Source organism: Devosia sp., from assembly GCF_039927955.1.
Classification (GTDB): domain Bacteria; phylum Pseudomonadota; class Alphaproteobacteria; order Rhizobiales; family Devosiaceae; genus Devosia.
In genome coordinates this window covers 61,965-81,755 of the sequence record NZ_JBDSUA010000059.1, presented here as the reverse complement: position 1 = coordinate 81,755, position 19,791 = coordinate 61,965, and the positions used below count along the sequence as shown (strand labels likewise).

The window sequence follows — 19,791 nt, the reverse complement described above, 5'->3', positions numbered from 1 at the left end:
TTTTATCACCGGGAGGAACTATGGCGCGGCGCGATCCATGCGCACGGCAATACCATGATCGTGCAGATATTGCTTGGCCTGGGGAATGGTGAAGGTGCCAAAGTGGAAAATCGAGGCCGCCAGCACGGCGCTGGCATGGCCCTCGGTGACGCCTTCGACAAGATGATCGAGCGTGCCGACGCCGCCGGAGGCAACCACCGGTACATTGACGGCATCGGTGATGGCGCGGACCAGCTTCAGATCGAACCCGGACTTGGTGCCATCGCGGTCCATCGAGGTCACCAGCAATTCGCCGGCGCCGCGCTCGACCATACGGGCGGCAAACTCTACTGCGTCTAACCCGGTGGCATTGCGGCCGCCATGGGTGAAGATTTCCCACTCCGAGCGATTGTCGCCACCCACTGTCTGGGTCAGGCGCTGGCGGGCATCGACCGAAACCACGATGCACTGGTCACCGAACTTGTCGGCAGCGCGGGAGATGAAATCTGGATCGTTCACCGCTGCCGAATTGATCGAGACCTTGTCAGCGCCCGAGAGCAGCAGCTTGCGGATATCTTCGATGCTGCGGATACCGCCTCCGACTGTGACCGGCATGAAACAATGTTCGGCCGTGCGGGCGACGACATCGAAAATGGTGTCGCGGCCTTCATGGCTGGCAGTGATGTCCAGGAAGCACAATTCATCGGCGCCGGCGGCGTCATAGGCGATAGCGGCTTCCACCGGATCGCCGGCATCGCGCAGATCGACGAACTGCACGCCCTTGACCACACGGCCATCCTTGACGTCGAGGCAGGGGATCAGGCGGGTTTTGAGGGTCATTTGCGGGAACTCCGGTGCCGCTTGGTCCAGATGGCATAGTGAATAGCCAGAACGATCATCAACAGCGCTGCGGCGCCACCAAGGAAGGGCAGGGTCAACAGCAGGAACCAGTCCAATATGCCTCCGAAATGGGGCATCTGGCTCCACTCGCAAGCCCAGATCATGCAGGGATTTATGTCAGCGGTATCGATCGGCAGACCGCTAGGCGCCATCAAGGTGCCCAGCAGCCCGATAGCGACAAGCTGCAACACCGCGAAAACAACCACGCCTGCCAGCACAAACCAATAGGAACGGCCCGGAAACTTGCCCGGCATTGGGGTCATTGCCCAGCATCCTTGTTCGTCCGGGCCAGCGCGATCAGCGCGAAAAGCAGCGAAAACAGCCACATGAAGAAGGCAAAAAACGAGATCACCGCAACCCAGGACGGAAACACGCCGCTGCCGCCGAGATAGAACAAAGCGACGATCACGACCAGCGCTGGCACGTACCAGAGCAGGTTGACCTGCGAGAGCAGAATGCGCTTGGGCTGATTGGTCATGCCGAACTCCGCTGGCGCCTGAGCCAGACACTGTGATGAATGATCAATGCGATGGCCCAGATCATCGAGAGCCCCGCCGCCAGTGGAAAGGTCAGGAGCATGAACCAGCCCATAACGCCCATCGCGTAAAGCGCCTCACCCCAATCTGACCCCATGATGATGCATGGATGCACGCTCCCCTCATCGACCAAGCACCCATGGGCCTCGGCAAGGCTCGACGTCACCAGCACCGAAAGCAGCGGCCAAATGCCCAGCAGCACGATCGCGGCAAAGCTCCATGCATAGAGTTTGGACGGGAACTTCCTGAGCGCTGCGACCTCCGCGCTCACGCCGCGATCGCCTTCAAGCGCGCCAATGCTTCACGTGAATCAATTCGCCCATCATAGAGTGCGCGGCCGGAAATGGCGCCTTCGAGCACCTGGGTGTCGGCTTGGGTCATCCGTTCGATATCGTCCATCGATGCGAGGCCGCCAGAGGCAATCACGGGGATCGACGTGGCATTGGCCAGCGCGATGGTCGAGGGCCAGTTGATGCCGGCCAGCACGCCATCGCGGTCGATATCGGTATAGATGATCGCCGCCACGCCAGCGCCCTCGAAGCGCCGGGCTAGCTCGATCACATCGAGTTCCGAAGTTTCGGCCCAGCCCTCGACCGCCACCTTGCCGCCGCGCGCATCGATGCCGACGGCGATCTGGCCGGGATACTTTTTGGCCGCAGCCTTGACCAGCGCCGGATCGCGCACCGCCACGGTGCCGAGGATGACACGGGCGAGGCCCTTGTCGAGCCAGGCCGAGATATGATCGAGTGTGCGGATGCCGCCGCCCAGCTGCACCGGAAACTTTACGGTACGCAGGATATCCTCGACCGCCTCGCCATTGACGCTCTCGCCGGCAAAGGCGCCGTTGAGGTCGACGACGTGCAGGTATTCAAAGCCCTGATCCTCGAAGGCCTTGGCCTGATTGGCCGGACTGTCGTTGAATACGGTGGCCTGGTTCATGTCGCCCAGCTTGAGGCGCACGCATTGGCCGTCCTTGAGGTCGATGGCGGGGAAGAGGATCATGTCGTCTTACCTTCTTTCCCTCTCCCCTTGTGGGAGAGGGTGGATCGGGCAAAGCCCGACACGGGGGAGGGGTGAATACCACCGACGTACGGGGAGAAAAACCCCCTCATCCGCCCCTGCGGGGCACCTTCTCCCACAAGGGGAAAAGGAAGACAGAAGGGTTGGACCTGTTTCACGGCGCCCACTGCAGGAAATTGCCGATCAGGGTCAGGCCGAGCGCCTGGCTCTTTTCGGGGTGGAACTGGGTGCCGAAGATGTTGTCGCGGCCGACCGCAGCGGTGACCGTGCCGCCGTACTGGGCGGTGGCGATCATTGTGTCGGGCGCATCGGTCTTGAGATGATAGGAGTGGACGAAATAGGCGTGCAGGCCGTTGTCGCCATCGGGGATATTGGCCAGCAGCTTGTGCGGCTTGATGATCGATAGCGTGTTCCAGCCCATATGGGGAATCTTGAGCGCCGGGTCATTGACCGCCAGCTTGACGACCGCGCCGGGAATCCAGCCCAGACCCTGGGTAATCGCCTTTTCGCGGCCTTCGGTGGCGAGCAATTGCATGCCGACGCAGATGCCGAGGAACGGCGTGCCGCCCTTGAGCACCCGTTCGTTGAGCACTTCGACCATGCCGGTGACGGCATCGAGCCCGGAGCGGCAATCGGCAAAAGCGCCGACGCCCGGCAGCACGACGCGGTCGGCGCGCCGCACGACTTCCGGATCGGCAGTGACAACGATTTCAGGGGGATGATCGAGCAGGCCCGCCTGGTGCTCGAAGGCCTTGGCGGCGGAGCGCAGATTGCCCGAGCCGTAATCGATGATGGTAACCAGGGTCATGGACGGTCCAGAAAGGTCAGTGCGGCAAGGTCGGCATTGGGAGCGATGATATCGTCGCGGTGTCGCCAGCCCGTGCGGGTCAACTTGGCCCGCAGCACGCCCGGCGCGGCGAAACCGAGCCACAGGGCCAGGACCGCGTAAAGCCAGAACGCGGCGCTGCCGCCGATATAGGGTTTGAGCAACCCCAGCGCCACGAGCGTCAGCGCATAGGCGCCAAGCTCCAGCCACAGGCCATGGCGCAGTGCGAAAACTGGCGGCAGCAGGAAGGCAAACCACGAAAAGGTTTCGGGCACGGCGATGGGAACCGAGTTGGTGGGGCGTTCGAAGATCGCAAAAAGGGTCATCAGACACTCCACAATCCCGATGTCATTCCGGGGAAGGCCGGAATCCATCTTGAGATTTCAGGCTGGGCCCCGGCCGGGGTGACACCGCGTTTCGGGGTGATTTAGTGCAAAAGCCCTGAAAGCGAAAGCCTTACAGCGTGCCCTTGGTCGATGGCACCCGGTCGGCCTGACGCGGATCGATCTCTACCGCGTCGCGCAGGGCGCGCGCGACGGCCTTGAACATCGACTCCGCCAGATGGTGGTTATTGTCGGTGTAGAAGTTTTCGATGTGCAGGGTGATGCCAGCATTCATGGCCAGCGCCTGGAAGAATTCGCGGAACAGTTCGGTATCCATTTCGCCGACCTTGGGGGCGGAGAACTGCGCCTTCCAGACGAGGAATGGCCGGCCGGACACGTCCAACGCGGCGCGGGTCAGCGTGCCGTCCATCGGCAGGTCGCAACTGGCATAGCGGCGGATGCCCTTCTTATCGCCCAGCGCCTTGCTGATGGCCTGGCCGATGGCAATACCGACATCTTCGGCGGTGTGGTGAAAATCGATGTGCAGGTCGCCCCTGGCGCTCACATCCATATCGATCAGCGAGTGGCGAGACAGCTGGTCCAGCATGTGATCAAAAAAACCGATGCCGGTGGACATGGCGTGCGCGCCGGTGCCGTCGAGGTTCAGCGTGACGCCGATTTCAGTCTCGTTGGTCTTGCGGGAAATGGTGGCGGTACGCATGGCAGTCTCCGGAATGCGCGGGTTCCCTAGCATGTAGCGCGGTTTGGATAAAGATTGGGTTGAGGGATGGCCCGCCGAACCGCGCAGTGAGGTGCGGCGCATTGCATTCGGGCCAGCCCCACCTAAATATCACTCAACAATTCTGGAGTATCTCCCCATGAGTGATAGTGCATTCCCCGGCTGGCACGGCACGACGATCGTTGCCGTCCGCAAGGGCAACAAGGTGGTGATTGCCGGTGATGGCCAGGTTTCGGTCGGCGCCACGGTGATGAAGCACCACGCCAAAAAAGTGCGGCGGCTGGCCGGTGGCAAGGTGATCGGCGGTTTTGCTGGCGCTACCGCCGATGCCTTTACGCTGTTCGAGCGGCTCGAAGCCAAGCTCGAGCAATATCCCGATCAGCTGATGCGGGCCTCGGTCGAATTGGCCAAGGACTGGCGCACCGATCGCTACCTGCGCAAGCTCGAAGCCATGATGATCGTCGCCGACAAGAGCGATACGCTGGTGCTGACCGGCACCGGCGATGTGCTGACCCCCGACCATGGCGTCATCGCCATTGGCTCGGGCGGCAATTATGCGCAGTCGGCGGCTTTGGCGCTGGCACAGAATACCGACCTGGACGCCGAGGACATTGCCCGCAAGGCGATGAAAATCGCCGAAGAGATCTGTATCTACACCAATGGCAATGTGACGCTGGAAAGCATCGAAAGTTGAGCTACTCGATCCGCACCCTGACCCCGACCGACGCCGCGGTCTATCGCGCGGTGCGGCTGGAAGCCCTGCAGAACCATCCCGAGTCGTTTGGCGCCACGTATGACAATGCGGTGCGCCGGCCCGATAAGGATTGGGCCGATACGTTAAGCGCACTGACCATGTTCGGAGCGTTTGACGCGGACGGTGAGATGGTGGGGCTGGTCGGGTTTATGCCGAGCACTGGTGACAAGGACCGTCATCGCGGCTGGCTGATCCAGATGTATGTGCAGCCACAAATGCGCGGCACCGGCTGTGCGCTGGCGCTGGTTCAAACCGTTCTGGCACACGCGCAGGGCAAGGTCCTGCAGGTGCACCTCGGCGTCTGGGATGAAAACCCGGTCGCCATCCGCTTTTACCAAAAGGCGGGCTTTACAATCTATGCCAGCGACCCCCGGGCCTATCATTTGGACGGGCGGTTTTATGGCGATCATTTGATGGTGCGCTACCTCGATGAGGCACCAGGAAAGACAGACCATGACCGAGACTAATTTTTCCCCCCGCGAGATCGTTTCCGAGCTCGACCGCAATATCGTGGGCCAGCATGACGCCAAGCGCGCCGTTGCCGTGGCCCTGCGCAATCGCTGGCGGCGCCAGCAGCTGTCGCCGGACATGCGCCGCGAGGTGACGCCGAAGAATATTTTGATGATCGGACCGACCGGCGTCGGCAAGACCGAGATCGCGCGCCGTCTGGCACGTCTGGCCCAGGCGCCGTTCATCAAGGTGGAAGCCACCAAGTTCACCGAAGTGGGCTATGTCGGTCGTGACGTCGAACAGATCGTGCGCGATCTGGTGGAGGCGGGTATCTCGCTGCTACGCGACAAGCGCCGTGCCGATGTGCAGGCGCAGGCCCATCACAATGCCGAAGAGCGCGTGCTCGACGCGCTGGTGGGCACCTCATCGACGCCGTCGACCCGCGACACGTTCCGCAAGAAGCTGCGCGACAACGAGCTCGACGACAAGGAAATCGAGATCGAAATGCAGCCCTCGCCGAACACCGGCGGCTTTGAAATTCCCGGCATGCCCAATGGCGGCATCGGCATGATCAACCTTTCCGACATGTTCAAATCGGCGATGGGCGGGCGCGGCGTCAAGCGCAAGCTGCGGGTCAAGGACGCCTATGAGCCGCTGATCGCCGAAGAGGCCGACAAGCTGCTCGACCAGGAACAGCTCAAGACCGAGGCCATCGATCTGGTAGAGAACCACGGCATTGTCTTTATCGACGAGATCGACAAGGTCGCGGCCCGCGAGGGTGGCGTCTCGGGCGGTCCATCGCGCGAAGGCGTGCAGCGCGATCTGTTGCCGCTGATCGAAGGCACCACAGTGTCGACCAAGTATGGCCCGGTCAAAACCGACCATATCCTGTTCATCGCTTCGGGTGCTTTCCACGTTTCAAAGCCTTCGGATCTGCTGCCGGAATTGCAGGGCCGCCTGCCGATCCGGGTAGAACTGAAAGCCCTGACCCGTGAGGATTTCATCCGCATCCTCAGCGACACCGACAATAGCCTGGTCAAGCAGTATGTGGCGCTGATGGGCACTGAGGGGGTGATCCTGAACTTCACCGCCGACGCCATCGAGGCTATTGCCGACGCGGCGGTGAAGGTCAATTCCAGCGTCGAAAATATCGGCGCGCGCCGGTTGCAGACCGTGCTGGAACGGCTGGTCGAGGACATTTCGTTCGAAGCCCCGGACAAGCAGGGGCAGACCATCGAGATCAACCGGGCGTTCGTTGCCGAAAAGGTCGGCGTGCTGGCGGCCGACGTCGATCTCAGCCGGTTCGTGCTATAACCCCAATCCAACTTATCCCCGGACCATTGGCCGGGGGTTATGCTGATCAAGCCGTCCGGTGTCCCTCCCGCCGGGCGGTATCTTTTCAGGGTTTGGTCTTGCCCGAACGGCGCATCACTTCGTTGCGCAGGAAGACCAGATCTTCGACCTCGAGCTTGGCGATGTCGGCAGCCAGTCGATTGGTCAGTTCCGTCGCCTCGGGCGCCAGGCCGCCGGTGTCGATACTCACCTTGGGATCACTCATTTCGGCAAGGCGTTGCAGCTCTTCAGCCTCGTCCCAGATGACGTTGAAATAGGCGATGATACGATGCAGCAGAAAGCCGGTCGGCGTGCCGCGGCGACCGTGCTCAAGCGCCGAAAGATAAGCGCTCGAAACATTCAACGCCGCTGCCATTTGCTTGAGCGAAATGCCGCGTTCGTCACGCATCGCCCGCAATTTCGCGCCGAGAGGGGTCATAGCCGGCGCAACCTCACATAATAGGCGCCTTCGCCACCATGGCCCTGCGCCGCAAAATTCCAGCCCGCGATCATCGGCGCAATGCCGGGCTCGGACAGCCACGTCGGCAGCATGGCGCGCAGAATGCCGCGTTCGAGAAAGCTGGTTTCAAAATCGTCCAGCTTGGCCCGACCACCTTTGCCGGTGATCACCAGCAGGGTCCGATCGCCCCGCGCGACGCGGGCATTGATGAAGCGATGCAGCGCCTGATGGGCTTCGGCCTGGCGCATGCCGTGCAGATCAATGGTGCCATCGATCTCGATACGGCCGCGCGCCACCTTGCGGTTAAGGCGCGGCTCGATGCCATGTCCGGGCTCTGCCTTGCCATTGTGCCTGGCCTGGTAGGACGGCATGGTCGAGGCCGGCTTGGCGGCCTTTTTCTTCAACGGCGCCGGAGGCGATGGTCGTTTGTCCACTGGCTCGGGCAGTGGCAGCGGGCCAATGGCCAGCTTCATCAACCGTTTGGGACGCAGCGGATCAACGGTTTCTGCGACCGCCGTCCACAAGTGAAAATCGTGCAGGCGCCTGGGGTCGCGCTTGGACATGACCGGAACCTGCCGCGACGATCAGCTCAGTTGGCTAGTGGCCACCACTTTCCAGTTCGGATCGCGCGACTTGGGGCTGCGGGCGAAGGTCCATTCATCGGCGATCGACTGCACCTGATCGGCATTGCCTTCGACGAGATTGCCATCCTTGTCGCGGGTGGCCGAAACCACTTCGGCATGGAAGCGGACGGTGACCGTGACGTTCTTCTTGTCGTATTCAGCGTCCGATATCTCAATCTTGGGCAGGCCGACAAAGGTGAAATCCACCTTGTGCTTGAGTGCCTCACGTTCGGCAATGGCGGTCTGGAAGCCCTCGAACACGTCCTTTTCGATCAGATTGCGCAGCGTGGCACGGTCGCCAGCGGCAAAGCCGGTGACGATCATCTCGTAGGCCTGCTTGGCCCCTTCAAGGAAGGACTTCGGGGTAAAGGTCGGGTCGGCCTCGGCCACGGCCTTGAGGCCGGCGGCCAGATCTGGATTGCCCTTGGTCATCTGCTCGATTTCGGCATCGATCTTGCGGGAGCGGCGCTCGTCATCCAGATCCGGGTTGCCCGCGCCGCGCGGGCGCATCGGCACGACTGTGTCCTCAACCGGTGTTTCGGCGACGGGCGCTTTGCTGCGTTCCACGGGCGGGCGTTCATTGCCGGTGCGGGTGCCGAGCACCGAACGCAGACGGAACAGAATGACAATCGCCAGCCCGATGACGATAAGAGTGGGGATGTCGAAAAATTCGTCCATTGGCCTGATACCTGTCAGAATGCGGCAATTGCCGCAGGGCGCTCGCAGCGCAGCTATGTGTTCGTATATATAGGCAATGCTTCACCCTGAAACCAGTTCACGATTGGGCGAATTGTCACTGTTGTCCGCTGAACTGGCTAATAAATTGGATTGAACCGTGGTCCGCTTCGTCATTTTGGGATTTTTGCTGCTGCCGATCTTCGAGATTGCCCTGTTCATCAAGGTTGGACAGGCCATTGGTCTGTTCCCGACGCTGGCGCTGGTGATCCTGGCGGCTGTCGCCGGTGCGATGCTGCTGCGCCATCAGGGGCTGGCAGTGCTCAACCAGCTCCGCTCCAACGTCAACAGCGGCCGCATGCCGGCGCGCACGGTCGCCGACGCGATGATGATCGGGTTGGCGGCGCTGTTCCTGGTGCTGCCGGGGTTCTTTTCGGATGCGGTGGCCATCCTGCTGCTGCTGCCGCCGGTGCGCGGCTGGATCTATCAGGGACTGGCCAGCCGGGTGGTGGTTCGCACCACCAGCGGCGGCGGGACGATGGAGCGGGAAAGCCCACGCGTGACGCCACCGGGAACCATTGATCTGGACAAGGACGACTACGAAGCCCGTTAAGCCTGGCACTGCCGACAATCTTGTCGCGTGATCGCAAAGGTGCTAGCCAGCGCCCCAGCTTTTGCGCAAAGGACAAGACAATGGCTGACGATAACCAGGCCGCCACCGCAGCCAATGCCCCATCGATGAACATGGTCGGGCAGTACACGCGCGATCTTTCGTTTGAAAACCCGGATGCGCCCGGCTCGATCATGCTTGGCGGCACTCAGCCTGCCTTCAACGTCTCGATCAATGTGGGCGTGCGCAAGCAGTCCGAGGAAATCTATGCGGTCGAGTTGACCCTGATCGCCAAAGCGACCCGCGAAACCAAGATCCTGTTCAATGTCGAGCTGATCTATGGCGGCGTGTTCCGGCTGCAGAACATTCCCGAAGCCCAGCTCACCCAGCTGTTGATGATCGAATGCCCGCGGCTGATTTTCCCGTTTGCTCGGCAGGTGCTGGCCAATGTGACCCAGCAGGGCGGCTTCCCGCCGCTGATGATGGAACCAGTGGATTTTGCCGCCATCTATCGCCAGAACCTGGCCCAGCTCGCCGCGCAGCAGGCCGAGGCCGCCAGACCGAACTAAAGCCTTACGACAGATATTGATTCCACACCGCATCCGCACCGAGCGCCTTGACCAGCGCCTGGTGCGCTGCTTTTTCTGCCTCGCTCAACCGCGATGCCAGTGCCGCCGGGCGTTGGGCGGCTACGGCGATATTGGCGACAGCTTCGGCGGCTGAAACCCGGTTTTCAGCAACCAGCGCGAAGCCGACCTGCCGCCCACCCTTGAGCTCGAGATAGACCTCGGCCAGAATCTCGCTATCGAGCAGCGCCCCATGCAGGGTTCGGCGCGCGTTGTCGATGCCATAATGCTTGCACAGCGCATCGAGACTGACGCGGGCGCCGGGGTGGACCTGGCGAGCCAGCATGACAGTATCGATCACCGTATTGGTCAGCTTCGGGCGCTTGACCCGCTCCAGCTCGGCATTGAGAAATCCCATGTCAAACGGGGCATTGTGGATCACCAGCGTGCCATCACCGATAAAGCTCAGAAACTCATTGGCCACTTCGGCAAACAGCGGTTTGTCCGATAAAAAATCCGCCGACAGGCCATGGACGCGAAACGCCTCTTCGGGCATGTCGCGCTGCGGATTGATATATTGGTGATAGGTGCGCCCGGTGGGCAGGTGATTGACCAGCTCGACGCAGCCGATTTCAACCAGCCGGTCACCCGTTGTCGGTGACAGGCCAGTGGTTTCGGTATCGAGGACGATTTCGCGGTTCATCAGCTTCCCTGTCGCACCTTGATCCCGTCCACCAGGGCCGCCACCATTTCAAGGGTTGGCTTGAGGCCATGGCCGGTATCGAACAGATAGGTGGCGCGCGCCCTCTTTTCGGCCTGTGGCAGCTGGCGGGCAAGGATGGCGTTAAGTTTTTCCACGGTCATGCCCGGACGGGCCAGCGCCCGCTGACGCTGAATGGCATCGTCGACGACGGTGACGCCGATGGCATCAAAGCCATAGTCATACCCGCTCTCGAACAATAGCGGCACCTCGACCACCGCCAGCGCCGCGCCAGACTGTTGGGCTTCATCCATGAAATTGCTGATCCGCGCCCGCACCAGCGGATGCACAATGGCTTCAAGACGCTGAAAGCCTGCAGGATTTGCCGCGAGCTTTTGGGACAGCAGGACTTTATCTATGGCGCCATTGACGGAACTGCCCGGAAACGCCGCTTCCACTGGCGCTACAGCCTCACCCGCATAGAGTTCCGCAACGGCCGCGTCAGCGGAAAACACTGGCACACCAAGAGCCTTGAAGGCATCAAGCACCGTAGATTTGCCGGTGGCAATTGATCCGGTCATGCCGATCCGCCACATGCTCAATGCTCCAGCGTCGCTTCGATCCTGGCGCGCAGCGCCGCCGTGACGGTCGGACGTACGCCAAACCAGGCTTCAAAGCCAGGGACCGCCTGATGCAGCAACATGCCCAAGCCATCGACGGTTTTAAGCCCCAGCGCCTGCGCATCGGCCAATAGCGGGGTCAATTGCGGAGTATAGACGATATCGGTGACCAGCGCGGTTTTGGGCAGCAACGACAGATCGAGATCGTCAAAACGGGTGCCGTGCATGCCGATCGAGGTGGTATTGACCACCAGACCGGCGCCCGGGGCCAACCGGGCGAAGGCGCTCATTTCATGGGTCTGGAATGGACCAGGAATTTCGGCGACCAGTTTTTGCGCGTTGGGCAGGGTGCGATTGAGCAGATGCACGGTGCCGATGCCACGACTGGCGAGCGCGACCAGCACCGCCCGCGCCGCGCCACCGGCACCCAGAACGATAGCCTGGGGTAGGTTATCCGACCAACCCGGCGCCAGCGCATCAAGATTGCCCAGAAATCCCAGGTAGTCGGTATTGGTGCCGTGAACACGATTGTCGTCGACCACCAGGGTATTGACCGCACCAATGCTGCGCGCCAGCGGATCGACGCTGTCGCAGAGGGCAAACACGGCTTCCTTATGCGGGATCGTCACATTGCCGCCGGCAAATTCGCCCGAGCGCAGCCGGTCGAAAAATTGCGGCAGCTCTACGGGCGCGACGTCAATGGCAGTGTAGCTGCCGTCGATCTGATGCTCGCTAAGCCAGTCGCCATGGATCAGCGGCGAGCGTGAATGGTTGATCGGATGGCCGATGACGAAGGCTTTGCGGGTCAAACCTGACGCACTCCGGCTAAAAGTTCGGGAGCGAACTGTCGCAACGCTGCCAACAAAGGCAGCAACGGCAGGCCCAGAATGGTAAAATAGTCGCCGATGACGGTTTCAAACAGCCGTATCGACGGCCCTTCGAGCCGATACCCACCCACCGAGCCCAACACGGCTTCGCCTTCGAGGTCGAGCACGGCATCGCGTTCGCCAGCATCAAAGCTGCGCATCGTCAGTTCGGCGGTCTCAACACTGGACCAGACCAGCAGATCGTCGCGCACCAGGGCAATGCCGGCATGCAGGCGATGGGTTTTGCCAGCGAGGCGGTCGAGCTGCAGCGCAGCATCGGCGCGATCGGTGGGCTTGTGTAAAAGCTCCGTGCCAAGGGCCAAAGTCTGGTCGGCGCCGATTACCAAAGCGCCAGGATGGATGGCAGCGATAGCGGCGGCCTTGGATTTTGCCAGCAGCGCGGCGATATCCCGGGCATCGGCGCCATTGGCCAAAGCTTGGGTTTCCAGCGCGCGTTCGTCGACGCTGGCGGGCGCGGTGGAAAAGACCAGACCGGCCTGTTGCAGCAGGGTTTTTCGCGTGGCGCTTTGCGAGGCAAGGATCAACATGACGACAGGTTTTCCACACTGTCATCCCCAGCTCAAGGCCAGATTGTGCGTAACGGGCATGGATTTGGCTTTGGTGCAGACTTGTTCGACCAGCTTCATAATTCGTTAACAATTGAGCCCGATGGGGGTCGTTCGATTTGGCTGGGACAGCTCTGGGGATAAGTGTCCCGGCGCGGGTTCAAGCTGAAGGCGATTATGCACAGGCTTGTCGACTCCCGCATTGGACGAGAAATTGCCGTTAACACTTCGTTAATGTCCGTCAATCCGGCGGCCGTATGCACATCACGAGCGCCGCCTGTTAACACCCTATTTACCATGATGCTGCGCCGTTGTGCCGCGAAGCAGGCCGATTGTGGACGGCCATGAATTGGGGCAAAACACTGCCATGATAAAGAAGATACTAAGACTAAGAGTCCTTTTGGGTTGGAAAGAGCAGGCGCGATGAGCGCTCACAAACCCTTGCTGGCAACCGTGCTGGGCCAACGCCAGGAGCGACCGCCGATCTGGATCATGCGCCAGGCCGGCCGCTATTTGCCCGAGTATCGAGAAACGCGCGCTCGCTCCAAAGGTTTCCTCGATCTGTGCTACACCCCAGATTTGGCCGTCGAAGTCAGCCTGCAGCCCCTGCGCCGCTTCGAGCTCGATGCAGCGATCCTATTCTCGGACATCCTGGTGATACCGGACGCTCTGGGCCAGTCGGTGCGCTTTACCGAAGGCGAAGGTCCAGTGCTGGAGCCGTTGACCGTCCAAACCATCGCGACGCTGAAACCGGAACGGGCTTTAGATCATCTGGCACCGGTGTTCGAGACGCTCAAGCGGTTGCGAGCAGCCATTGCGCCAGAACAGGCGCTGATCGGCTTCTGTGGGTCTCCCTGGACAGTGGCGACCTATATGCTGGGCGGCAAGGGATCGTCGGACCAGGCTGCGGCCCGTCTGTTCGCCTTGCAGCACCCGCAGGCCTTTTCGGCCTTGATCGATATTCTGGTTGAAACCAGCATTGATTATCTGGCCGCCCAGTTTGCGGCGGGCGCCGATGTGGTGCAGCTGTTTGAAAGCTGGGCATTGAATTTGGACGAGGTGGCCTTTGCCGCCCAGGTGATCGAACCCAATCGGCGGATCGTTGAAGGTCTGCGTAAAAAGGTCCCGAATGCGCCGGTCATCGGTTTTCCACGCGGCGCCGCTGGAATGATCCGGGCCTATGCCGATGCGACCCAGGTCAACATGGTTGGCCTCGATTATGCAACTCCGCTGAATTTTGCCAAATCTAACCTATCCCCATTGCTTGGGGTCCAAGGTAATCTTGACCCATTGCGGTTGGTGGCAGGGGGCGAGCAGATGGAAGACCGGGCGCGAGACATCATCGCGGCTTTTGCCGATCGGCCGCATGTTTTCAATCTGGGGCACGGCATCGTGCCGCAAACGCCGATCGAGCATGTGGCGCGCCTCGTCGAGCTGGTGAAGGAGGGCTGATCATGCTGGAATGGATCAAGGCGCTGCATGTGATTTCGGTTATCGCCTGGATGGCCGGAATGCTCTATCTGCCGCGGCTGTTCGTGTATCACGCTGATGCTGAAAAGGGCTCGGTGCAGTCGGAAACCTTCAAGGTGATGGAGCGTCGGCTGCTGCGTGGGATCATCAATCCGGCAATGATCGGGACCCTGATCTTTGGTATCGGCATGCTGAGCATGGGTGTGGTCGACTGGCATCAGGCCTGGCCCTGGATCAAGGCGGCGTTTGTCATCGTTTTGCTTGGTTTTCATGGCGTGCTGACTCGGCACTTCAAGGCGTTTGCCAGCGATTCGAACGACAAGTCGTCTAAATATTTCCGGATGATCAACGAAATTCCCACTGTGGTGATGATCGTCATTGTCATCATGGTGATCGTGAAGCCGTTCTAATGGGCTGTTTCACGTGAATCTGTTCTGTCTGGCCTGTGCCTAACCGTTTCAATCTTGAAACTGGGCCGGGTTCGCGCTATTTGAAGCCATCGCATCCACTGAGTTCGACCAAGCTGGTCGCCGCCGCGGTGCGTCCCTCCCCAAATTTCCCTCCCGCCTCTCTGATTTCCCTAAAGGGTCATCCTCCACATGCAGAATATGAAGCTCAGCGAGCTCAAGGCCAAAACTCCAGCAGAGCTTTTGGTGTTCGCCGAAGAACACGAGGTCGAGAACGCCTCGACCATGCGCAAACAGGAATTGATGTTTGCCATTTTGAAAGAACTTGCCGCCAAGGACGTGGACATTACCGGCGAAGGCGTCGTTGAAGTCCTGCCGGACGGTTTTGGTTTCCTGCGCTCGCCCGACGCAAACTATCTTCCAGGCCCCGACGACATCTATGTTTCGCCGTCGCAGATCCGGCGGTTTTCGCTGCGCACCGGCGATACGGTTGAGGGCCAGATTCGCTCTCCCAAGGAAGGCGAACGCTACTTTGCGCTGCTCAAGGTCAATACGATCAATTTCGAAGACCCCGAGAATGTGCGTCACAAGATCAACTTCGATAACCTGACGCCGCTTTATCCCGAAGAACGGCTCCGGATGGAATTGCCCGATCCCACCATCAAGGATCGCTCAGCGCGTATTCTTGATCTGGTGACCCCACTCGGCAAGGGCCAGCGCGCCTTGATTGTTGCACCTCCACGTACCGGTAAAACGGTACTGTTGCAGAATATCGCACAATCGATCGCCACCAACCATCCCGAATGCTACCTCATCGTGCTGCTGATCGATGAACGTCCAGAAGAAGTGACGGACATGCAACGCTCGGTGAAGGGCGAAGTCATCTCTTCGACCTTTGATGAGCCAGCATCGCGCCACGTCCAGGTCGCCGAAATGGTGATCGAAAAGGCCAAGCGCCTGGTCGAACACAAGCGTGACGTGGTGATCCTGCTCGATTCGATTACCCGTCTCGGTCGCGCTTACAACACTGTCGTGCCCTCGTCGGGCAAAGTTTTGACCGGCGGCGTGGACGCCAATGCGCTGCAGCGGCCGAAACGCTTCTTCGGTGCGGCCCGCAATATCGAGGATGGTGGGTCGCTGACGATCATTTCGACTGCACTGATCGATACCGGCTCGCGTATGGACGAAGTGATCTTTGAAGAATTCAAGGGCACCGGTAACTCGGAAATCATTCTTGATCGCAAGGTTGCGGACAAACGCATCTTCCCAGCCCTCGACATCACCAAGTCTGGTACCCGCAAGGAAGAACTGCTGGTCGAACCTGATATCTTAAAGAAGATGTACGTCCTGCGCCGCATCCTGACCCCAATGGGCACGATCGACGCGATGGAATTCCTGACCGACAAGATCCGTCAGACCAAAACGAATTCCGACTTCTTCGATTCCATGAATACCTAAATCGCAGATGCGCGACGGCGACACCATCGTCGCGCTCTCTTCGGGCGCCTTGCCGTCCGGCGTGGCGGTAGTCCGGATTTCAGGGCCGCAGGTTCGCGCGATTGTGGACAATGTTGCTGGCGGGGTTCCCGAGCCCCGCCGCCTGACGCTCCGGCCCATTGGCACCGATAGCCTGCTCGATCGCGGCTTGGTTGCCTACTTCCCCGCACCCAATAGCTTTACCGGCGAAGACTGCGCTGAGTTGCAGGTTCATGGGTCCCCGGCCGGCGTCCGCGCGATCTTGCGGATGATCACAGCACAAGGCGCGCGCCTAGCTGAAGCCGGCGAGTTTACCCGCCGCGCGTTCATCAATGGCAAGCTTGACCTGGTCGAAATCGAAGGGCTTGGGGATCTGCTCGAAGCTGAAACCGAAAATCAGCACCGGCAGGCCTTGTCACGCTTTGAAGGTCGGCTGACTGCGCAAGTGGACGGCTGGCGCGATCAATTGCTCGATTTGCGGGCCGAAATCGAAGCGCAGCTGGACTTTTCCGATGAAGGCGACGTTGGGGAACTGCCCGACAGCTTTGCCGACGGCGTCTTGTCGCTGCATGCTGAATTATTGGATGCGCTCACCTCGGTGGAGCGAGGGCGCATTACCCGCGAGGGCCTCCGTGTTGCATTGGCCGGTGCGCCCAATGCCGGGAAGTCCAGCCTCCTCAACGCGCTGGCCAAGTCGGATATTGCCATTGTAACCGATGAGCCAGGGACGACCCGCGACGTGCGGGAGGTTCCGATCGATATCGGCGGGCAGTTGATTACGCTGCTCGATCTGGCAGGCATCCGTGAGACCGAAAGCAAAGCCGAGGCCGAGGGAGTTCGGCGCGCCCTGCAGGAAATCGAACGCGCCGATCTGGTGTTGTGGTTGTCGGCGATCGATGGCGAGGGCGCCAAACCGCTTCCGGGAGAAACGCCGATCTGGCTCGTCGGCACCAAGTCTGACCTGGGTGTAGTGCCAGACGGGGTAGATCTGGCGATCTCTGTAACCACCGGGCAAGGCATTGCACAACTCACCGAGCGTCTCGCTGAGTTTGCGGCGAGCATCATTGGCGCCGGCGAACCAGTTTTGCTTAGTCGGGAACGGGACCGGGTCGCTCTGTCGCATGCGGTCAAGGCTACCGAGGCGGCTCTGGCTCAGGTGGATAGCCCCGAGCTTGCGGCGGAAGCGTTGCGCATCGCCTCGCAGTCGCTTGAGCGGCTGATCGGGCGTATCGATGCGGAGCGCGTTCTTGACCGGCTGTTTGCGAGCTTCTGCATCGGAAAATGATTCACGTGAAACACGGTCGGGCCTGCCCGAGGTTGATTCACGTGAAACATTGGCCTAAACGAGCCGATCATAGGAAATTGCCATGAGCGATTATGCTGTTATTGTCGTTGGCGGAGGCCATGCCGGTTGCGAGGCCGCGGCCGCATCAGCGCGCCTGGGTGTGCCGACGGCGTTGATTACGCACAAGTTTGCGACCATTGGTGAAATGAGCTGCAACCCGGCGATCGGTGGTCTGGGCAAGGGTCACCTAGTGCGTGAGATCGACGCGCTCGATGGCCTGATGGGCGTGGTCGCCGATGCTGCTGGAATCCAGTTCCGCGTCCTCAACCGCCGGAAAGGCCCTGCTGTTCGCGGACCCCGCGCCCAGGCCGATCGCAAGCTCTATCGTCAGGCCATGCAGGCGGCGATCACCGCCCAGCCCAACCTTGATGTGATTGAAGGTGAGGTTGACGACATCACGGTGGTCGGTGGCCAGGTCTGCGGCGTGGTACTGCTGGATGGCCGTGCCTTCGGCGCGCAATCTGTCGTCCTGACCACTGGGACTTTTCTTCGCGGACTTATTCATCGCGGCGAAGAGACGACGCCGGCTGGGCGCGTTGGCGAAAAGCCAGTGCTTGGTCTGTCGACCCGGCTTGAAGCCATGGGGTTGCGGCTTGGCCGTCTCAAGACTGGCACCCCCGCACGGCTTGATGGTCGTACGATTGATTTCTCGACTCTGGAGGAGCAGGCGGGCGAGACGCCGCCCGAGCCGTTCTCGGCTTTGACGGCGACGATCACCACGCCGCAGATCAGCTGCTTTGTGACGCGCACCACTGCCGAGACTCACAAGATCATTGCCGATAATATCCATCGTTCGGCAATGTATTCGGGCCGTATCCAGAGCCGCGGTCCACGATATTGCCCCTCGATCGAGGACAAGATCGTCCGCTTCGCAGATCGGGATAGTCACCAGATCTTTCTTGAGCCCGAAGGGCTTGATGATCCGACCATCTACCCGAACGGACTGTCGACTTCGCTGCCAGCCGATGTGCAGGAAGCCTTTTTGCGGTCTATGCCTGGCCTGGAAAATGTTCAGATCATTCGACCGGGCTATGCGATCGAGTATGATCACGTCGACCCTCGGGAGCTGCGTGCCACGTTGGAACTGAAGAGTCTGCCGGGCATGTTCTTTGCCGGGCAGATTAACGGCACCACTGGCTATGAGGAGGCCGCAGCCCAAGGCCTTCTCGCTGGCGCCAATGCTGCCTTGCGCGCCAGGGGCGCTGCGCCACTGGTCCTGTCGCGCACCGAGAGCTATCTGGGTGTGATGGTGGATGACCTGGTGACGCGCGGCATCAGCGAACCATATCGCATGTTCACGTCGCGTGCGGAGTTTCGCCTGCATCTGCGTGCCGACAATGCGGACCAACGGTTGACCGCTGTCGGTGTGGACACTGGCCTTGTTGGTGATCGCCGAGCCGATCTGTTTGCTTCCAAGGCCCGAAAGCTTTCCGAAGGTCGCTCGCTCTTGACCCATCTAAGCATCACACCCAACGGGGCAAACAAGCGCGGTCTGGCGATCAATGAAGACGGCAAGCGCCGCACGGCGTTTGAGCTTCTCTCTTATCCCGGCATGGAGCCGGCCTCGGTGATCAAGATCTGGCCGGAAATTGGCGAGATCGACCCGCCAGTCCTGGAGCAGCTTGTGGTGGACGCACAATACGCTGTCTATCTCGACCGCCAGAAGGCCGATATTGAAGCGGTGCGCCGTGATGAAGCCAAAGACATTCCGGAATGGTTGGACTTCGACATTATTCCTGGCCTGTCCATGGAACTACGCCTTAAGCTCAAAGCGCGAGCACCACAGACCATCGCCCAGGCCCAGTCGATCGAGGGGATGACACCGGCGGCAATTACCCTACTGCTCGCAGTGATCCGCCGTGGCGGGTTGCGCAAGGCCAGTTGATGGCCCAATCCAGCCAGTTGAGCTCTATAGCGCCGTATGCGCAATGGATGGCCCGGCCTGTTGAGGCCGTTGCAGCCGATCTGGAATCATTTTCTGTGCTGCTCAAGAGGTGGCAGCGGGTGCAGAATCTTGTTTCACGTGAAACATTGGATTCGCTGTGGACAAGGCATTTCGCCGATAGCCTGCAGATTTTGAAACTAACCAACGCGGCCGACGTGCTCTTTCTTGATCTGGGTAGCGGCGGGGGATTTCCAGCACTGCCTTTGGCCATAGCGCTCAAAGGTTCACCGGCACGTTTTGTGCTGGTGGAGCCAAACAGCCGCAAGGTCAGCTTCCTTCGGACTGTGGCGCGTGAAATTGGGCTTGCGGTCACCGTTGAAGGCGTGCGCAGCGACCAGATTGATTCACGTGAAACACTGGCTGTCGATGTCATTACCTCCCGCGCCCTGGCGAGTCTGCCCGACCTGTGCGGCATGTTGGCGCCTTTTTTTCGGCCGAAAACCCGGGCTTTGCTGCACAAAGGTCGGGAACATGTTGAAGAACTGGCGGAAAGCCGTGCGCAATGGGACTACGACGTGCTATTAACATCAAGCGACACCAGCGAAGATGGTGTGCTGATCGAGCTCAGGAATTTGCGCTCGAAAACAGTTCGTTAGCGGCAAA

General features: G+C 60.4%; 26 protein-coding genes. 11 read left to right on the top strand and 15 right to left on the bottom strand.

Features of this window, described 5'->3' with window-relative positions:
• Window positions 1-18: 18 nt before the first annotated feature.
• The 8 genes from hisF to hisB form a co-directional block, all read right to left on the bottom strand.
• On the bottom strand, window positions 19-819 hold the full coding sequence (gene hisF, locus ABIT12_RS14760; protein ID WP_348041067.1) for an imidazole glycerol phosphate synthase subunit HisF: 801 nt from the start codon (window positions 817-819) through the stop codon (window positions 19-21).
• Window positions 816-1,142: a hypothetical protein gene (locus ABIT12_RS14755; protein ID WP_348041065.1), complete on the bottom strand. Its 327-nt coding sequence runs from the start codon at window positions 1,140-1,142 to the stop codon at window positions 816-818. Before ABIT12_RS14755 ends, hisF begins: the two co-directional genes overlap by 4 nt.
• Window positions 1,139-1,357 carry a hypothetical protein gene (locus tag ABIT12_RS14750; protein WP_348041063.1) on the bottom strand — a complete coding sequence of 73 codons (219 nt, stop codon included), beginning with the start codon at window positions 1,355-1,357 and terminating at the stop codon, window positions 1,139-1,141. The genes ABIT12_RS14755 and ABIT12_RS14750 overlap by 4 nt, the downstream gene beginning before the upstream one ends.
• A complete protein-coding gene (locus ABIT12_RS14745) occupies window positions 1,354-1,686 on the bottom strand; it encodes a hypothetical protein (protein WP_348041061.1) in 333 nt (110 codons plus the stop codon). The genes ABIT12_RS14750 and ABIT12_RS14745 overlap by 4 nt, the downstream gene beginning before the upstream one ends.
• Window positions 1,683-2,417 carry a 1-(5-phosphoribosyl)-5-[(5-phosphoribosylamino)methylideneamino]imidazole-4-carboxamide isomerase gene (gene hisA, locus ABIT12_RS14740; RefSeq protein ID WP_348041059.1) on the bottom strand — a complete coding sequence of 245 codons (735 nt, stop codon included), beginning with the start codon at window positions 2,415-2,417 and terminating at the stop codon, window positions 1,683-1,685. The genes ABIT12_RS14745 and hisA overlap by 4 nt, the downstream gene beginning before the upstream one ends.
• Window positions 2,418-2,589: 172 nt before the next feature.
• Window positions 2,590-3,243, bottom strand: a complete 654-nt coding sequence (gene hisH, locus ABIT12_RS14735; RefSeq protein WP_348041057.1) for an imidazole glycerol phosphate synthase subunit HisH — start codon at window positions 3,241-3,243, stop codon at window positions 2,590-2,592.
• Window positions 3,240-3,587 carry a DUF2628 domain-containing protein gene (locus tag ABIT12_RS14730; RefSeq protein ID WP_348041055.1) on the bottom strand — a complete coding sequence of 116 codons (348 nt, stop codon included), beginning with the start codon at window positions 3,585-3,587 and terminating at the stop codon, window positions 3,240-3,242. The genes hisH and ABIT12_RS14730 overlap by 4 nt, the downstream gene beginning before the upstream one ends.
• A 130-nt stretch (window positions 3,588-3,717) precedes the next feature.
• Window positions 3,718-4,320 carry an imidazoleglycerol-phosphate dehydratase HisB gene (hisB, locus tag ABIT12_RS14725; protein WP_348041202.1) on the bottom strand — a complete coding sequence of 201 codons (603 nt, stop codon included), beginning with the start codon at window positions 4,318-4,320 and terminating at the stop codon, window positions 3,718-3,720.
• Window positions 4,321-4,462: 142 nt separating this feature from the next.
• Between hisB and hslV the strand changes: the two genes are divergently transcribed.
• The 3 genes from hslV to hslU are packed head-to-tail and all read left to right on the top strand — an operon-like array spanning window position 4,463 to window position 6,841.
• Entirely contained in the window at window positions 4,463-5,017 is a 555-nt protein-coding gene (hslV, locus tag ABIT12_RS14720; protein ID WP_348041053.1) for an ATP-dependent protease subunit HslV, read from the top strand.
• The gene (locus tag ABIT12_RS14715; RefSeq protein ID WP_348041051.1) at window positions 5,014-5,544 is read left to right on the top strand and encodes a GNAT family N-acetyltransferase; all 531 of its coding nucleotides are present in this window, start codon (window positions 5,014-5,016) and stop codon (window positions 5,542-5,544) included. Before hslV ends, ABIT12_RS14715 begins: the two co-directional genes overlap by 4 nt.
• Complete coding sequence (hslU, locus tag ABIT12_RS14710; protein ID WP_348041049.1) at window positions 5,531-6,841, top strand: ATP-dependent protease ATPase subunit HslU; 1,311 nt, start codon at window positions 5,531-5,533, stop codon at window positions 6,839-6,841. The genes ABIT12_RS14715 and hslU overlap by 14 nt, the downstream gene beginning before the upstream one ends.
• A gap of 85 nt (window positions 6,842-6,926) precedes the next feature.
• On the opposite strand, the gene ABIT12_RS14705 is transcribed toward hslU, so the two are convergent.
• From ABIT12_RS14705 to ABIT12_RS14695, 3 genes are read right to left on the bottom strand one after another with little or no spacing between them, the layout of a single operon-like run.
• Window positions 6,927-7,298: a helix-turn-helix transcriptional regulator gene (locus tag ABIT12_RS14705; protein WP_348041047.1), complete on the bottom strand. Its 372-nt coding sequence runs from the start codon at window positions 7,296-7,298 to the stop codon at window positions 6,927-6,929.
• Window positions 7,295-7,882 (bottom strand): Smr/MutS family protein, encoded by a 588-nt coding sequence (locus tag ABIT12_RS14700; RefSeq protein WP_348041045.1) that lies wholly within the window; start codon window positions 7,880-7,882, stop codon window positions 7,295-7,297. The genes ABIT12_RS14705 and ABIT12_RS14700 overlap by 4 nt, the downstream gene beginning before the upstream one ends.
• 21 nt (window positions 7,883-7,903) lie before the next feature.
• Window positions 7,904-8,620: a Tim44/TimA family putative adaptor protein gene (locus ABIT12_RS14695; RefSeq protein ID WP_348041043.1), complete on the bottom strand. Its 717-nt coding sequence runs from the start codon at window positions 8,618-8,620 to the stop codon at window positions 7,904-7,906.
• A 157-nt stretch (window positions 8,621-8,777) separates the two neighbouring features.
• Here ABIT12_RS14695 and ABIT12_RS14690 point away from each other — a divergent pair, with 157 nt between their 5' ends.
• Both ABIT12_RS14690 and secB read left to right on the top strand, forming a co-directional pair.
• A complete protein-coding gene (locus ABIT12_RS14690) occupies window positions 8,778-9,230 on the top strand; it encodes an FxsA family protein (RefSeq protein WP_348041041.1) in 453 nt (150 codons plus the stop codon).
• An 80-nt stretch (window positions 9,231-9,310) separates the two neighbouring features.
• On the top strand, window positions 9,311-9,796 hold the full coding sequence (secB, locus tag ABIT12_RS14685; RefSeq protein WP_348041039.1) for a protein-export chaperone SecB: 486 nt from the start codon (window positions 9,311-9,313) through the stop codon (window positions 9,794-9,796).
• 4 nt (window positions 9,797-9,800) lie between these two features.
• Here secB and dnaQ read toward each other — a convergent pair whose 3' ends face one another.
• The 4 genes from dnaQ to ABIT12_RS14665 are packed head-to-tail and all read right to left on the bottom strand — an operon-like array spanning window position 9,801 to window position 12,527.
• Window positions 9,801-10,496 carry a DNA polymerase III subunit epsilon gene (gene dnaQ / locus ABIT12_RS14680; RefSeq protein WP_348041037.1) on the bottom strand — a complete coding sequence of 232 codons (696 nt, stop codon included), beginning with the start codon at window positions 10,494-10,496 and terminating at the stop codon, window positions 9,801-9,803.
• Window positions 10,496-11,089, bottom strand: coding sequence for a dephospho-CoA kinase (gene coaE, locus ABIT12_RS14675; protein ID WP_407065627.1), 594 nt, complete (start codon window positions 11,087-11,089; stop codon window positions 10,496-10,498). The genes dnaQ and coaE overlap by 1 nt, the downstream gene beginning before the upstream one ends.
• Before the next feature lie 2 nt (window positions 11,090-11,091).
• Window positions 11,092-11,922, bottom strand: a complete 831-nt coding sequence (locus ABIT12_RS14670) for a shikimate dehydrogenase (protein WP_348041033.1) — start codon at window positions 11,920-11,922, stop codon at window positions 11,092-11,094.
• The gene (locus tag ABIT12_RS14665) at window positions 11,919-12,527 is read right to left on the bottom strand and encodes a Maf family protein (protein ID WP_348041031.1); all 609 of its coding nucleotides are present in this window, start codon (window positions 12,525-12,527) and stop codon (window positions 11,919-11,921) included. The genes ABIT12_RS14670 and ABIT12_RS14665 overlap by 4 nt, the downstream gene beginning before the upstream one ends.
• A 441-nt stretch (window positions 12,528-12,968) precedes the next feature.
• Between ABIT12_RS14665 and hemE the strand changes: the two genes are divergently transcribed.
• The 6 genes from hemE (at window position 12,969) to rsmG (ending at window position 19,784) form a co-directional block, all read left to right on the top strand.
• The gene (hemE, locus tag ABIT12_RS14660) at window positions 12,969-13,997 is read left to right on the top strand and encodes a uroporphyrinogen decarboxylase (protein ID WP_348041029.1); all 1,029 of its coding nucleotides are present in this window, start codon (window positions 12,969-12,971) and stop codon (window positions 13,995-13,997) included.
• 2 nt (window positions 13,998-13,999) lie between these two features.
• Window positions 14,000-14,425, top strand: a complete 426-nt coding sequence (hemJ, locus tag ABIT12_RS14655; protein ID WP_348041027.1) for a protoporphyrinogen oxidase HemJ — start codon at window positions 14,000-14,002, stop codon at window positions 14,423-14,425.
• Between the two features lie 189 nt (window positions 14,426-14,614).
• Window positions 14,615-15,880, top strand: coding sequence for a transcription termination factor Rho (gene rho / locus ABIT12_RS14650; RefSeq protein WP_348041025.1), 1,266 nt, complete (start codon window positions 14,615-14,617; stop codon window positions 15,878-15,880).
• A gap of 7 nt (window positions 15,881-15,887) precedes the next feature.
• Window positions 15,888-17,183 carry a tRNA uridine-5-carboxymethylaminomethyl(34) synthesis GTPase MnmE gene (gene mnmE / locus ABIT12_RS14645; protein ID WP_348041023.1) on the top strand — a complete coding sequence of 432 codons (1,296 nt, stop codon included), beginning with the start codon at window positions 15,888-15,890 and terminating at the stop codon, window positions 17,181-17,183.
• Window positions 17,184-17,265: 82 nt separating this feature from the next.
• Window positions 17,266-19,128 (top strand): tRNA uridine-5-carboxymethylaminomethyl(34) synthesis enzyme MnmG, encoded by a 1,863-nt coding sequence (gene mnmG, locus ABIT12_RS14640; RefSeq protein WP_348041021.1) that lies wholly within the window; start codon window positions 17,266-17,268, stop codon window positions 19,126-19,128.
• Entirely contained in the window at window positions 19,128-19,784 is a 657-nt protein-coding gene (gene rsmG / locus ABIT12_RS14635; protein ID WP_348041019.1) for a 16S rRNA (guanine(527)-N(7))-methyltransferase RsmG, read from the top strand. The genes mnmG and rsmG overlap by 1 nt, the downstream gene beginning before the upstream one ends.
• Window positions 19,785-19,791: the final 7 nt, after the last annotated feature.